The sequence below is a fragment of the Deinococcus sp. YIM 134068 genome (assembly GCF_036543075.1).
GTDB lineage: Bacteria > Deinococcota > Deinococci > Deinococcales > Deinococcaceae > Deinococcus > Deinococcus lichenicola.
In genome coordinates, this window is sequence record NZ_JAZHPF010000002.1 from 384968 (window position 1) to 398711 (window position 13744).

Here is a 13744-nt window from a genome sequence, read left to right on the forward strand (position 1 = left end):
TCAGCTCTCAGCTCTCAGCTCGGGGAGTTGGGCGTTGCCGTTCCCCTTTCTCCGCCGTCCCAGACTCCGCCTCACCTGGCGGTCTCTCCCCTTTTGCCCTGTTTCCCATCGGAGCCTGAATGACGCCCACCCCTGCCTCCCTGTTCGCCCGTTTTCCCGCCCGGTTCACCTGGGGCGTCGCCACCAGCAGCTACCAGATCGAGGGGGCACCCGCCGGGGACGGCAAAGGCCCGAGCATCTGGGACACCTTCTCGCATACGCCGGGCCGGGTGAGTGGCGGCGACACGGGCGACACGGCCTGCGACCACTACCACCGCTGGGAGGGGGACCTCGACCTGATCCGCTCGCTGGGGGTGAACGCCTACCGCTTCTCCGTGGCGTGGCCGCGCGTGCAGCCCACCGGGCGCGGCCCGGCGAATGCGGCGGGCCTGGCCTTCTACGACCGCCTCGTGGACGGGCTGCTGGCGCGCGGGCTGACTCCCTGGGTCACGCTGTACCACTGGGACCTGCCGCAGGCGCTGGAGGACGCGGGCGGCTGGCCCTCGCGCGACACCGCCCACGCCTTCGCGGACTACGCCGCCATCGTCGCGGGGGCGCTGGGCGACCGGGTGCGGCACTTCATCACGGTGAACGAGCCGTGGGTGGCCGCGCACCTGGGCTACGCCGAGGGCATTCACGCGCCGGGCCACCGCGACCACGGGGCCTCCATCCGGGCGGCCCATCACCTGCTGCTGGGGCACGGGCTGGCGGTGGGGGCGGTGCGGGCGCATGCGCCGGGGGCGCAGGTGGGCATCACCCTCAACCTGGCGGCGGCCTACCCCAGCCGCGATACCCCGGAGGACCACGCGGCGGCGCGGCGGCAGGACGGCTTCGCCAACCGCTGGTATCTGGACCCCGTGTTCGGGCGCGGCTACCCGGCGGACGTGTGCGAGTTGCTGGGCCGTCTCAGCCCGGAGGCGCAGGGCGTCGTGCGGGCGGGCGACCTGGAGACCATCGCCGCGCCGACCGATTTCCTGGGCGTGAACATGTACTCGCGCGCGGTGGTCCGGGACGCGCCGGGCCGGGGCTGGCTGGACCTGGAGCAGGTGCGGGTGGAGGGCAGCGAGTACACCGGCTTCGGCTGGGAGGTCGCGCCGCAGAGCCTCACTGACCTGATGCTGCGCCTGGAGCACGACTATGAGCCGGGTGCGCTGTACGTCACCGAGAACGGCGCGACCTACCCCGACACGGTGGACGCCGACGGGCAGGTCCGTGACCCCGAGCGCACCCGCTACTTCCAGAGCCACCTCGCCGCGCTCGCCGACGCGATTTCGGGGGGTGCGAAGGTCTCGGGCTATTTCGCGTGGTCGCTGATGGACAACTTCGAGTGGGCGGAGGGCTACGACAAACGCTTCGGGCTGGTGCATGTGGACTTCGCCACTCAGGCGCGCACCCTCAAGGCGTCGGGCCGCTGGTACCGCGACTTCCTGACGAGGGCGGCGGTGGGGACGCCGGGATAGGGCGGGGAGGAGGCCGGGAACCTGATCCTCCTCCGGTGTCCTTTCCTCTCCTGCTCACGCCGGCGGGGTGTCAGGAAAGTGTGGGAGGCCCCCTCCTACGCTGGTCCACGTGCCGACGCGGACGAACTTCACGCTCGACGGTCGTGAGCCGGAGCCGTCCGCCCTCCCGGCAGTGAAGGGGAAGCTCTACCGCCTCTACCTGCCCATCGTCATCTGCCTCGCGCTGGTGACGGTGGCCCTCGCCTTTCCCCAGCCCAGCCCGGAACGCACCATTGGCCTGGGGGCCATCGTGGTCTGGGCGCTGACCTACGTGGCGTTCGTCCTGAAGCGGACGCCGCTGCGGTGGCTCGAACAGCTCGTGCTGCTCAACGGGATGTCGTGCTTCCTGTCCTTCCAGGCGTGTGAGCTGTTCTTCACGGACGTGTACTCGCGCTCGCACCTGTTCAGCGTGATGGCCCCGCTGATCTACGTATGGTCCTTCGTCACCCTGGGCACGCGCCGGGGCATGGTCGCCTCCCTGACGTTCTACGGCCTGAGCGTGGCTCTGGGCGTCACGGCCCTCGTCCTGAGCCGCTTTACGTCCGTTGCGCTCAACCCGGACCTCAACGGAATGCTGCACCTCCAGTTCTACGTCCTCAGCCCGCTGTACATCGGTCTGATGTACGGGGCGGCGACCCTGCTCGACGCGCAGACGGTGGCCCGGCTGGGGGAGGTCACGCGCCAGGCCTACACCGATCCCCTGACGGGGTTGCCCAACCGGCTGCGCTTCGGGGAGGCGCTGGAGGAGATGCTGGCCCACGCCGAGCGCACGGGCGAACGCTTCGCGCTGCTGTTTTTCGACCTCGACAACTTCAAGATGGTCAACGACGTGCTGGGGCACGCGGCGGGCGACGAGTTCCTGCGCGACCTCGCCGGGCGCTGGCGAGGGCAGGTGCGCGCGGGCGACCTGCTGGCGCGCATCAGCGGCGACGAGTTCGCCATGATCGTCCGCTCGCGGGGCGGGGCGGAGGAGGTCCTGGGGGTCGCCGAGCGGCTGATCCACGCCGCCCGCATCCCCTTCTACGCAGGCGGCCAGACCCACCTCGTCACGGCGAGCGCGGGCGTGAGTCTCTACCCCGAGCATGGCCGGGACGCGAGCGAGCTGCTCTCGCGCGCCGACCTCGCCATGTACCAGGCCAAAGCGAGCAGGCGCGGCATCGTGCTGTTCCAACCCGCGCTGACCGCCGAGCGCGAGCGGCGGCTCACGGTGCAGCAGTACCTGCGCGGGGCGCTCGCCCGGCAGGAGTTCACCCTGCACTACCAGCCCATCCACGACCTCGGCAGCCGCCGCCTCGTGGGGCTGGAGGCCCTCCTGCGCTGGCAGACCCCGGCCCTCGGCCCCGTCTCGCCCGCCGAGTTCGTGCCCATCGCGGAGGAGGCGGGCCTCATCGTGGAGATCGGGACCTGGGTGCTGCGTGAGGCGTGCGCCCAGAGCCGGACGTGGCGCGCGGCGGGCCTGACTCCCCCGGCGGTCTCGGTCAACGTCTCGCCCGCCCAGTTCGAGCGCCCGGACTTCGCGGAGTGGGTGCTCGCCACCCTGCGCGACCACCATCTGCCCGCCAGCGCCCTGTCTCTCGAACTCACCGAGCGCGGCACCCTGCACCCCGCCGCCTGCGAGCACCTCGCCGCCCTGCGCGCCCACGGCCTGCACGTCGCCCTCGACGACTTCGGCATCGAGTATTCCTCGCTCGCCCGCCTCCACGAGCTGCCCATCAGCGGCCTGAAGATCGACCGCTGCTTCACCCAGGCCCTCGGCACGGCGGGCGGCGGCCCCCAGAGCGGTGCCCAGACCGTCGCCCACACCATCATCGCGCTCGCCCAGGCCCTCAACCTCCGGGTCGTGGCCGAGGGGGTGGAGACCGACGAGCAGGTCGCCGAACTCCTCGCCCCGGACTGCCATACCGCCCAGGGCTACCTGCTGGGTCGCCCGGTGGCCCCCGAAGCCCTCACGGCGCTGCTCCTCGCCGAATGTGAGCGGCCCTCGCTGGTGGGGTAGGGGGGCAGTTCCTCCATCTCCCGCCGACAGCTGGCCGCGCCCTGTCCATCATCCCGTTATGGCGGCCCGGTGGTGCGGCCCTCCACCGGCAGCCGCAGCGTGAACTCCGCGCCGCCCTCCGGGTGGTTGCGGGCGGTCAGCTCGCCCCCCTGCGCCTCGGTGAGCGCGCGGGCGATGGCGAGACCCAGGCCGCTGCTCGCCCGGCCCTGCGGGTCGCGGGTGCGGCTGGCGTCGGCCCGGTAGAAGCGCTCGAAGGCGCGGGCGAGGTCGCCGGGCCGGAAGCCGGGGCCGTGGTCGCGCACCGTGAGCCGGGTGTGGCCGTCCACCGAGTCGGCGCTCAGGTCCACGGCACCGGGCGCGGCGTAGCGCAGGGCGTTGTCGAGCAGGTTGCGCAGGGTCTGGGTCAGGCGGTCGGGGTCGGCGCTCAGGGGGGCGGGGTGCGGGGCGTGGACGCGCAGGGTGACGCCCGCCTCGGACGCGCGGGAGGCGTAGGCGTCCGCCAGGGCGCGCAGCACCTCGCCCCCGTCGAGGGGCCGGGGATGGAGGCTGAGCGCCCCGCCCTCCGCGAGCGAGAGCGTCCGCAGGTCGGTGACGAGCCGGGCCAGCAGCAGCACCTCGCCGTGCAGCCGCGCCAGCCCGGCCTCGTCGAGGGGGTGCAGGCCGTCCTGCATCGCCTCGATCTCCGAGCGCATCACCGCCAGGGGCGTCCGCAGGTCGTGGGCGATGTCGGCCACCAGCCCGCGCCGCCACGCCTCCTGCCGGGCGAGGCCCGTCGTCAATTCGTTGAAGGCGAGGGTCAGGTCGCGCAGCTCGTCGCGCCGCCTCGGGACGGGAAGCTGGAGGTCGCGCTCGCCGCCGCGCAACCGGTCCGCCCCCTCCGCCAGCCGGACGAGCGGGCGGGTGAGCTGCCGGGTCACGAGCGCGGCCACCCCCACGGCCAGCAGCGCGCTGAGGGCGGCGGCCTGCACGGCGCTCCGCACGATGTTCCGCACGACCGTCTCCCCGACCTCCTGCCAGCGGGCGAGCGTCTCGGGGTCGGGCGGCGGGGTGGCCGCGTCCCCGCCCTCGTCCCAGCCGGGAAAGCCCCCCTCGGGCAGCGCCAGTTCGGGATTCAGGGCCGCGATCACCCGGAAGGCCGCCCCCACCGTCAGGAAGGAGGTGAGCAGCACGGCGAGCACCGCCACGAGCGCGAAGGTGCGGGTCAGGCGGGCGCGCAGGCCGGGGCGTCGGTGGCGTCTTCTGGGAGGTCCGGGAAGGCGGCGACTCACCCCCGCGCCCTCAGCCGGTAGCCCACCCCGCGCACCGTGTCGAGCAGGCCCTCGTGCTCACCGAGCTTGCGGCGCAGGTTCTTGACGTGGGCGTCCACCGTGCGCTCGTCGCTGCCGCGCTCCAGCCCGCCCAGCGCGGCGAGGAGTTCGGTGCGTCCCCGCACCACCCCCGGCTCGCGGGCCAGCGCGGCGAGCAGCCTCACCTCGGCCACCGTCACGTCGAGGGGGCGGCCCTCCAGGTGGGCCTCGAAGCTCGCCGGGTCCACGCTCAGCGGCCCGACGTGGAGCGCGGTGGGTGGCGTGGGGGGGCCTCCCGACCGGCGCAGTACCGCGCGCACCCGCGCCACGACCTCGCGCGGCGAGTACGGCTTGACCACGTAGTCGTCGGCCCCGACGCCCAGCCCCACCAGCCGGTCCACCTCCTCGTCGCGGGCGGTGAGCATGATGATGGGCGTCTCCGACTCGGCGCGCACCCGGCGGGCGACCTCCAGCCCGTCCAGCCCCGGCAGCATCAGGTCGAGCAGGATCAGCGCCGGGCGGGCCGCGCGCCACAGCTCCAGCGCGCGGGGTCCCGTCGCCGCCCGCTCGGTGTGGAAGCCCTCACGCCGCAGGTAGCCCTCCAGGATGTCGGCCAGGCGGGGTTCGTCCTCCACGATCAGGATGGTGGTCATGGGCGCGTCTCCGGGAAAGGGGGCGGGGGTATGGGTTGAGAGCATTGAGCAAGCTGGGGGTCGTCTCCGCATCCTGTCCGATGAGAGCGGGTGGAGTTGAGCGAGCAGGACGGAGACCGGGGCCGCGCTCCGAGGGGTTCTCTACACGTCTCTAAACGGGAGCTGCCCCTGTCTCGGGCACCCGCCGGACCTTCCGCAGCACGAACCCCGACTCCGGCAGCGCGGGAATGCGGTTCAGGCGCACCGTCAGGTCCTGCCGGGGCACCTCATACGCCAATTCGCGGGCGAGCAGGCGGGTCCCCGCGTTCATCAGCGCGACCGTGATCCGCTCGCCCGGACAGCGGTGGTGCCGGACGTACTCGCTTCCGCCCTGGGGGATGAAGGTGAAGGCATCCCCGTCCCAGGCCAGGAACCGCTCGGGCCGGAACTCGTCGGGGTCCGCCCATACCCGCCCGTCGTGGTTCGTGCCGTACAGGTCGAGGATCGCCAGCGCGTTCTTCGGAAAGGCGTGCCCCCGCCACTCGAACCCCTCGCGCACCCGCGCGGCCAGCGTCGGGATGAAGGGATAGACGCGCCGGACCTCGTGCGTGAACGCCTCGGCATAGGCCGGGTCCCCCCCGGCGACCCGCGCCCGCTCCTCCGGGTGGTCGTGGAGCGCGAGCGCCGCGAAGGTGAGATACCGCGACACGGCGACGGTGGGACGCAGGATGTTGATGAGTTCGCTGACGGCGGTGGACGGGTCGAGCAGGGCACCGTCCGGCCCCCGGAACAGCGCGACGCGGCGCAGCGCCGACCCCTCTGGGGGGTCCAGGGTTCCCGCGCGCACCCGCTCGATAAGGTCCCCGAGCCACGCCTCCCCGCGCCGACGCCCCAGGAGGCCCCGCCAGTACCGGGGACCGACGGCCACCGGGGCGTCGAACATCGCCACGAAGTCCGAGGCGCGCAGGCGAAGCTCCGCGTTGGGGAGCGGCACGCCCGCCCAGTCGCACACGGCGCGGCACAGCACGTCCTCGATCTCCCGGAGAAAGTGGACCTCCCCTTGCGTCTCCCAGCGGACGGCCCGCGCGTGCCAGGCCCGCGTGAACTCGCGCACCAGCGCCTCGACCGGCCCCTCCTCCAGCAGGAAGAGAAAGAGGCTCTTGCGCCAGCGGTGGGTCTCCCCGTCGTGGATGTGTACGGTCTCCGCACCGAAGATCGGCTTCCTGACTCGCAGCGGCAGGGCACCCCCGCGCCGGAAGCGGTCCTGGTCGTAGAACAGTCTCGCGGTCTCGGCACCGCGCAGAAAGATGAGGTCGAGCGGCCCGGCGTGAACGGTGAACACGTCCGTCTCCAGCCGGGCACACGTCTCGGAGATGAAGGGGTAGCCGCGTGTGAGCATTCCCGACGCGACCTGAAGGGGGCTGATGTGGGGCGTGGGATGCACGGCGACCTCCGGGGCCTGGGATGAGCAGGAGTGGGGAAGAGAGTGAGAGCGCCTGACCCTCTGGAGGCCACGCGCCCACCCACGACACTTTTACAGAATTCGGACCCGCCCGCTCCCCTGTCTCAAGAAAGTCCGCCCCGTCCGCCGGGAGCCGGTGCCCGCCCTCACGTCCCCGCGTTCGGCTTCTCCGTTCCTCCCATGTCCTCGCCCCCGAGGGTGCGCCGCAGCGCCGCGTAGTCGTCGGCGTTGATCTCACCCCGCGCGTACCGCTCACGGGCGATGTCGAGCGCGCGGTCGCTGAAGAAGCGTGCCCGGCCACGCTGCCAGAACTCCTTCGTCTCTCCCGCCGCCCCACCCGCCGACGCGTGGCGCGGTCCCCACCGACGCCGACGCCGGAAGAGCAGCACCGCGCCCACTCCGAGCAGCAGGAACAGGCCGAAGCCGGGGCCGTCGTTGTCGTTGTCCGGCCTGAACCCGTACCCGGAGGGGCCGTAAGGGACGGCCTGCTGGGGCACGAACTGCGGGAGGGCGGGGGCCACCTGAACCTGGGCGGGCGTGGCGTTGTTGATGATGACATCCATGTGCTTCTCTCCTTGTCGCTCGGGCGGAGGGAGCGTCCCCCCGCGTGCCCAGAAGGTAGTTTGGAGCGGGTGAAGCGCAGGTGGAGCGTTTTTGAAGCGGGTGTGAACGGGAGGTGGGTCCGCCAGGCTGGAGAGGCCCCCTCCCCAACCAACAGTGAAGCCGGGCCTACCCGCCCTGCCTCCGCCCGCCCGTACCTTGAAGACGACGCACCCCTCACACGCCACACCAGGAGGAAGCCGCATGACTGTGACGCGAGCGCCGGACCCCGCCCCCCACGACGACCCGCCCCGCTACGACCGCACCGTGGACCCCGCCGAGAAGATCATCGCCTCGCAGGCGTGGCTGGACGCCGCCGCCGAGCCGCTGCAACGGGCCATCGTCGGCCTGTACGAGCGCGGCGGGAAGGTCGGGCAGCGGGTGGAAGACTTCCTCCACGGCAAATACATCGGCACGCCCCTGCATCCCATCCTCGTGACCATCCCCATCGGGGCGTGGTCGGTGGCCGCTGTGCTCGATCTGATGGAGCTGCGGGGTCGCAAGGACGTGCGGGCCGGGGCGGACCTAGCGGTGGCAATTGGGCTGGTGGGAGGGATGGCCGCCATCGCCACGGGCTGGACCGACTGGGCGCGCAGCGGCGACTCCCCCATCAAGCGGCGGGTGGGCTTCGTCCACGGCAGCCTCAACGAGTCGGCCTTCCTGCTGTACGCGGGGTCGTACCTCCTGCGCGGAGGGCGGGCGAGGGCGACGGCGCGCGGGCTGGGCTTTCTCGCCTACACCATCTCCGGCATGAGCGCGCACCTGGGCGGCACCCTCGTCTACAAGGAGGGCCTGGGCGTCTCGCACACGGCGGGGCAGCGGCCCCCGGACGAGTTCGTGCCCGTGCTGGCCGACGCCGATCTTCCCGAGAACGTGCCCACCCGCGTCAAGGCGGGCGAGGTGCCCGTCCTCCTCGTGCGGCAGGGCGAACATATCCACGCCCTCGCGGAGACGTGTTCCCACCTCGGCGGACCGCTGAGCGAGGGAAGGATCGAGGGCGACGCCATCCGCTGTCCGTGGCACGGCAGCCTCTTCCGCCTCTCGGACGGGTACGTGCTGGAAAGCCCATCGGCCCACGCGCAGCCGTGCTTCCTGACCCGCGTGCAGGGCGGGCAGATTGAGGTGAGGCCGGGGCGCTCGCCGGACTGAGGCCGAGCTGGGGATGATGGCCCCCCTAGAAAGCAGAAGGTCGAAGGCGGAAGGTAGGGGCACTCGTGGTTGGCCTTCCGCCTTTCGCCTTCGGCCTCCTAGCTCCCAACTCTTTTTGCTCTCAATGTGATATCATTTTGATAGGAGGAAGACATGGACAAACTGCAACAGCCGCCCGTCACCGTCGGTCCGCAGGGGGGCGTGTCGCCGCAGGCTGGGGTGGCGAGCGTGGAACGGCGGGCCTTCGGGCTGCCGGGAGTGCCCGCCGTGGTGCTCTGGATAGTGGCGGCGATGCTGGCGCTGTGGCTGCTGGCGGCGGGTCAGGCTCTCCTTGCCGCCCTGCTGGGGCTATTGGTCGTCGTCGCGCTGTTCGGCTTTTTCATCGTGCAGCCCAATCAGGCGAGCGTCCTCACCCTCTTCGGGCGCTACGTGGGCACGGAACGGCGCAACGGCTTTTACTGGACCAATCCCTTCACGGCCCGCAGGCGGGTGTCGCTCCGCATCCGCAACTTCAACTCCGAGCGGCTCAAGGTGAACGACCAGATGGGCAATCCCATCGAGATTGCCGCCGTCATCGTGTGGCGGGTGGTGGACACGGCGCGGGCGGTCTTCGACGTGGAGGACTACAGCGAGTTCGTGGCGATCCAATCGGAGACGGCGCTGCGCCACCTCGCCGCGCAGTACCCCTACGACGACTACGAGGGCATGGCCTTCTCGCTGCGCGGCAACCCCGACGAGGTGGCCGACGCGCTGGGGCTGGAACTGGCGACCCGGCTGCGCCACGCTGGGGTGGAGGTGCTCGAAGCGCGGCTCTCGCACCTCGCCTACGCGCCGGAGATCGCCGGGGCGATGCTCCAGCGCCAGCAGGCGAGCGCGATCATCGCCGCCCGGCAGCAGATCGTGCAGGGGGCAGTGGGCATGGTCGAGATGGCCCTCAAGCAGCTTTCCGAGCAAAACATCGTGCGGCTGGACGAGGAGCGCAAGGCCCAGATGGTCAGCAATCTCCTCGTCGTCCTCACCAGCGAGCGCGGCACCCAGCCCGTCGTCAACGCTGGGAGCCTGTATTGAGCCGCCGTGCCCCGCAAGAACTATCCCCTGAGAATCAGCCCCGAACTCTACGCCGCGCTGGAGCGTTGGGCCGCCGACGAACTCCGCAGCGTCAACGCCCAGATCGAATACCTCCTCACCCAGAGCGTGCGGCAGGCGGGGCGGCTTAAGGTGGAGACCAACCCTACGGACGCCCCACCCGTGCGTGAGGAGACCTGATAGCGGTGGCCTGACAAGTTGAGGTGCTTCCCCTCAATTTGTCAGGCCCGAGCGGAGCGAGCAACCGTGGCAGTGAGCGGTCGGAGTGGAGTTGATGGGGGTGCCCTCCTCCCATCAACGGAACGGAGGACCGCGATGAGAAGGGGAGACGGAAAATCTTCCAAAGTCGAAGGGCGGCCCGCCGGAATGGGGCCGCCCTCTTCTCGTGTGGTTCGGAAACTCGCGCTACTCCCCGGTCCGCCGCGCCGCACGTCCGCCGCGTGAGACCTGACCGCCCTTGCGGCCCGCCTCGCGCGCCTCCTCCGAGGTGAATCGGTGGGCGTTGCCGCTCTGGTGCGCCGCACGTCCGCCGAGGCTGGCGATTTCACGCTGCCGCGTCGCGTCCATCGCCGCGAAGCCACGTCGGGCGGGGCCGCTGTTCTTCTCTAGTCTCGTCATCTGCTTCTCCTCTCAGGTCCGCCGCCTTGACGACGGGGCGGGTCAACGTCGCTGACCAACGCCCCAATTCTGGACGGCGGCTCGGCAGTAGCCCGCAGAGGCAGCTAAAGTCGCGCTTGGACGAACCTGGGTGTCTTGCGAGAGGGGAGTGAAGACGACTCCACTGGGTTCTCATTCAAGGGGGAGGTGCGGGGACCGGACCGCCAACGCCAGTCAGGCCGCCGGGAGCGTGAAGAAGAAGGTGGACCCCTCGCCCGGCGTGCTCTCTAGCCACAGCCGCCCGCCGTGTCCCTCGACGATCTTCTTGCACACGGCGAGGCCGATGCCCGTCCCCTCGAACTCCTCCCGGCCATGCAGGCGCTGGAAGATGACGAAGATGCGCTCGAAATACTGCGTCTCGATCCCGAGGCCGTTGTCCGAGACCGCGAAACGCCAGAACTCGCCCTCGCGCTGGGCCGTGACGTGGACCTGCGGCGGCACCTCCTCGCGGCGGTACTTGAGGGCGTTGGAGATCAGGTTTTGCAGCAGTTGGTCGAGCCGCCCCGCGTCGGCGAGGACGCGCGGCAGTGGCCCCCGGCGAAGCTGGCCGCCCAGCGCCCCCACCTCCTCCGTGAGGCGGCGGGCCACGGCGTCGAAGACGGCCTCCGCGTCGGTCTCGTCGTTCTGGCGGGGGCGGGTATTCAGGCGCGAGAAGCCCAGCAGGTCGTCCACCAGCCGCTTCATGTGCTGGCCGTTCTCGACGATCTGCCGGAGGTAGACCTGCCCGCGCTCGTCGAGCCGCTCCTCGTAGCGGCGCAGGGTGAGTTCGGCGAAGCTCGTCACCGCGCGCAGGGGCGCTTGCAGGTCGTGGGAGGCGACGTAGGCGAACTGCTCCAGCTCGGCGTTGCTGCGCCTGAGTTCCTCGTTGCTGCGCCGAAGCCGCTCCTCGGCCTCCCGGCGCTCGGTCACGTCCTTGACCAGACCCACGACCCGCACGACCTCGCCCCCCGCCCCCCGGAAGAGATGCCCGTCGGCCTCGACCTCGCGCACGTCACCGCCCCGGCGGACGATCCGGAAGTTCGCCTGGAGGGGACCGTGCCCAAGCAGCGCGCGGACCACCGCCTCACGGAAGGGGGCGCGGTCCTCCGGGTGGATCAGGCGTCCGGTCCAGTCGCTCGGCCCGCCCGTCAGCTCCTCCGGCGGGTAGCCCGTGATGGCCTCCACCGGGCCGCCGTAGACGATCTCGCCCGCCTCGGCGTTCCAGTCGTACAGCAGGTGCCCGGACCCCTGCACCGCCACCTCGTACCGCTCGCGCCACTCGGCGACCTCACGGGTGCGCCGCGCGAGGTCGGCCACCCCCCGCGCCCCCTCCAGCGCGATGCCCAGGCTGCCCACCACGGCCTCCATGACCGCCCGCTCGGTCCCCGCCCAGCGCCGGGGTTCGAACACGCACGCGACGAACACGCCCACCGGCTCCCCGTGGACGAGAACGGGCAGCGAGGCGACCGTGTTGATGTGGTCCACCATATCCGGGGTCGTGTCGGTCCCCTTGGCGTACTCGTCCTGATACAGCGGCTCGCGGGTGTGCCACGGCACATGCAGGGAGCGGGTTGTCCCGAAGTCCAGCCCCGCGTCGATGGTGGCCTGGAGGTCGGCGTGGCCCACGCTCCCCACCTGTACCCGGTTGCGCCACAGCGTCCCCTCCAGCTCGTAGTACAGGGCGTAGCCGGGCGGCAGCATGGAGAGGACGACCTCCTGCGCCCGGCGGACGAGTGCGTACGGGTCGGCGCGCAGGCCCACGTCGCGCGTCAGCTCGGCGAAGCCCTCCAGGGCCGCCGTGCGCGCCTCCAGTTCCCGGTTCTGGAGGGCGAGCCGGGAGGCCGCCTCCGCCCGCTCCAGCGACAGGCCCAGGCTGCGCCCCACCGCCTGAAGGACCGCCCGCTCCCGCTCGGACCACGCGCGGGCGTCCCGCGTCCCGGTGGCGAGCAGGCCGCGCGGCTCCCCGCCCACGAAGTACGGGTACAGGGCGACCGCCCCGTAGGCCTCGGTGTGGGCCACCTCCTCGCGCGCGGGGTCCCAGCCGGGCACGAAGAGCGGCCCGCGCTCCTCCACCGCCTGCCGGAAGCTCGGCGCGTCCCGCCCCACGCCCGCCGAGATGCTGGCCGCCACCTCCGGGGAGATGTCCCCCGACCACGCCCGCGCCCGCCACAACTCGCCCTCCAGCTCGTAGTACGCCACGCTCACGTCGCCCAGGTTGGCGCGCAGCACCGCGCCCGCCTGCCGCGCGAGCGCCAGCACGCCCGTCTCGCTGCCCACCGCCTCGGCAAAGGCCACGAAGGCGTCGAGCGCCGCCGACTCCTCCGCCAGCCGTTGCGCCGCCGCCGCCCGCTCCAGCGCCAGCCCCAGGGTGTCCGCCGCCCGCCGCAGCAGCCGCCGTCCCGCCTCGCTCCAGGCAGCGGGACCGGCGGGCCGCCACACCACCAGAAAGCCCTCCAGCGTTCCGTCGGGCGTGCGAATCGGCTCGAAGCCGCCCGCCAGCGCCGGGAACGAGGGGAGGCTCCCCGGCTCCGCCCGGTAGTCGTCCAGGTACAGGCCGCGCCCCTCCCGCGCCGCGCGGCAGAGCAGCGGAGTCTCGCCGAGCCGCAGACCGGGCCGGGTCATGTAGGCGGTGATGGCTTCGGGCGTGTCGCCCCAGATCGTCGGCAGCCGGATGCCCGCGTCGTCGGTGGGGGGGCCGTCGAGCCGCACGACCAGCATGCTCCGCGCCCCCAGGGCCGGGCCGATCAGGTCGAGCGCCAGCCGCGACACCTCCTCGGGCGTCGCCGCCCGTTGCAGCGCGTCCGCCACCGCCGCGATGAGTTCGGCGTTCCGGCGCGCCTCCACCTCCCGTTCGAGCGTGGCGTCCGTGCCCATCTCCGCGTCCACCGTGAAGACCCACGGGCCGAGGGGGTCCTCCCCGGCGGGCCGGGCGTGCAGCCGGAAGGGTCGGTCCACGCCCGCCCGGTCACGCAGCCGGTACTCGCCCGCGAACTCGTCCCCTCCCAAACGCGCCGCCTGCCAGCGGGCCAGCGCCTCCGCCCGCTCCTCGGGGTGCAGGAGGTCGGAAAAGGTCAGGCCCGGCACCCCCGCTGCGTCCGGTCCGGCATAGTCCCGCCAGACGCGATTCACGAAGGTCAGCCTGCCCTCCGCGTCCGTGAGCCACACGGGGAGGGGCAGCGCGTCGTAGGGGTGGGGGGTGACGGCGGGAGCCTGCTCGTCCACCACGTGCCCCTGACCGGAATCCATAGCCGGGATTCTAGCGGCGTGGCGCGGCGGTCGGCGGGTGCGGGCCGCAGGTGCCCCCACCGACCCCCCCTTCACCCGACTTCATCCGAACCGCACGCCACCCAGGAGTCAGC

General features: G+C 72.1%; 11 protein-coding genes. 5 read left to right on the forward strand and 6 right to left on the reverse strand.

The window, feature by feature from the left end; genetic code table 11:
* Positions 1 to 119: 119 nt before the first annotated feature.
* Positions 120 to 1499 (forward strand): GH1 family beta-glucosidase, encoded by a 1380-nt coding sequence (locus V3W47_RS04175; RefSeq protein ID WP_331823918.1) that lies wholly within the window; start codon positions 120 to 122, stop codon positions 1497 to 1499.
* Between the two features lie 109 nt (positions 1500 to 1608).
* A complete protein-coding gene (locus V3W47_RS04180) occupies positions 1609 to 3534 on the forward strand; it encodes a putative bifunctional diguanylate cyclase/phosphodiesterase (RefSeq protein WP_331823919.1) in 1926 nt (641 codons plus the stop codon).
* Between the two features lie 56 nt (positions 3535 to 3590).
* Here the strand turns inward: V3W47_RS04180 and V3W47_RS04185 are convergent, their stop codons facing one another.
* From V3W47_RS04185 to V3W47_RS04200, 4 genes are all read right to left on the reverse strand, one after another.
* Entirely contained in the window at positions 3591 to 4802 is a 1212-nt protein-coding gene (locus V3W47_RS04185) for a sensor histidine kinase (protein WP_331823920.1), read from the reverse strand.
* Positions 4799 to 5473: a response regulator gene (locus V3W47_RS04190; RefSeq protein WP_331823921.1), complete on the reverse strand. Its 675-nt coding sequence runs from the start codon at positions 5471 to 5473 to the stop codon at positions 4799 to 4801. The genes V3W47_RS04185 and V3W47_RS04190 overlap by 4 nt, the downstream gene beginning before the upstream one ends.
* A gap of 151 nt (positions 5474 to 5624) precedes the next feature.
* Positions 5625 to 6896: a cytochrome P450 gene (locus V3W47_RS04195; RefSeq protein WP_331823922.1), complete on the reverse strand. Its 1272-nt coding sequence runs from the start codon at positions 6894 to 6896 to the stop codon at positions 5625 to 5627.
* Between the two features lie 164 nt (positions 6897 to 7060).
* Positions 7061 to 7477 (reverse strand): SHOCT domain-containing protein, encoded by a 417-nt coding sequence (locus V3W47_RS04200; RefSeq protein WP_331823923.1) that lies wholly within the window; start codon positions 7475 to 7477, stop codon positions 7061 to 7063.
* A 241-nt stretch (positions 7478 to 7718) separates the two neighbouring features.
* Here V3W47_RS04200 and V3W47_RS04205 point away from each other — a divergent pair, with 241 nt between their 5' ends.
* From V3W47_RS04205 to V3W47_RS04215, 3 genes are all read left to right on the forward strand, one after another.
* Positions 7719 to 8663, forward strand: coding sequence for a Rieske (2Fe-2S) protein (locus V3W47_RS04205; RefSeq protein WP_331823924.1), 945 nt, complete (start codon positions 7719 to 7721; stop codon positions 8661 to 8663).
* A gap of 153 nt (positions 8664 to 8816) precedes the next feature.
* The gene (locus tag V3W47_RS04210) at positions 8817 to 9731 is read left to right on the forward strand and encodes an SPFH domain-containing protein (RefSeq protein WP_331823925.1); all 915 of its coding nucleotides are present in this window, start codon (positions 8817 to 8819) and stop codon (positions 9729 to 9731) included.
* Between the two features lie 6 nt (positions 9732 to 9737).
* Positions 9738 to 9929, forward strand: coding sequence for a type II toxin-antitoxin system antitoxin (locus V3W47_RS04215; RefSeq protein ID WP_331823926.1), 192 nt, complete (start codon positions 9738 to 9740; stop codon positions 9927 to 9929).
* A gap of 225 nt (positions 9930 to 10154) precedes the next feature.
* Here V3W47_RS04215 and V3W47_RS04220 read toward each other — a convergent pair whose 3' ends face one another.
* Together V3W47_RS04220 and V3W47_RS04225 are read right to left on the reverse strand one after the other, a co-directional pair.
* The gene (locus tag V3W47_RS04220; protein ID WP_331823927.1) at positions 10155 to 10367 is read right to left on the reverse strand and encodes a KGG domain-containing protein; all 213 of its coding nucleotides are present in this window, start codon (positions 10365 to 10367) and stop codon (positions 10155 to 10157) included.
* A 213-nt stretch (positions 10368 to 10580) separates the two neighbouring features.
* Positions 10581 to 13631, reverse strand: coding sequence for an ATP-binding protein (locus V3W47_RS04225; protein ID WP_331823928.1), 3051 nt, complete (start codon positions 13629 to 13631; stop codon positions 10581 to 10583).
* Positions 13632 to 13744: the final 113 nt, after the last annotated feature.

Coding starts and splice junctions, on each gene's coding strand:
- V3W47_RS04175 (WP_331823918.1), top strand. CDS start 120: ATGACGCCCACCCCTGCCTCCCTGTTCGCCCGTTTTCCCGCCCGGTTC.
- V3W47_RS04190 (WP_331823921.1), bottom strand. CDS start 5,473: ATGACCACCATCCTGATCGTGGAGGACGAACCCCGCCTGGCCGACATC.
- V3W47_RS04200 (WP_331823923.1), bottom strand. CDS start 7,477: ATGGATGTCATCATCAACAACGCCACGCCCGCCCAGGTTCAGGTGGCC.
- V3W47_RS04205 (WP_331823924.1), top strand. CDS start 7,719: ATGACTGTGACGCGAGCGCCGGACCCCGCCCCCCACGACGACCCGCCC.
- V3W47_RS04210 (WP_331823925.1), top strand. CDS start 8,817: ATGGACAAACTGCAACAGCCGCCCGTCACCGTCGGTCCGCAGGGGGGC.
- V3W47_RS04220 (WP_331823927.1), bottom strand. CDS start 10,367: ATGACGAGACTAGAGAAGAACAGCGGCCCCGCCCGACGTGGCTTCGCG.
- V3W47_RS04225 (WP_331823928.1), bottom strand. CDS start 13,631: ATGGATTCCGGTCAGGGGCACGTGGTGGACGAGCAGGCTCCCGCCGTC.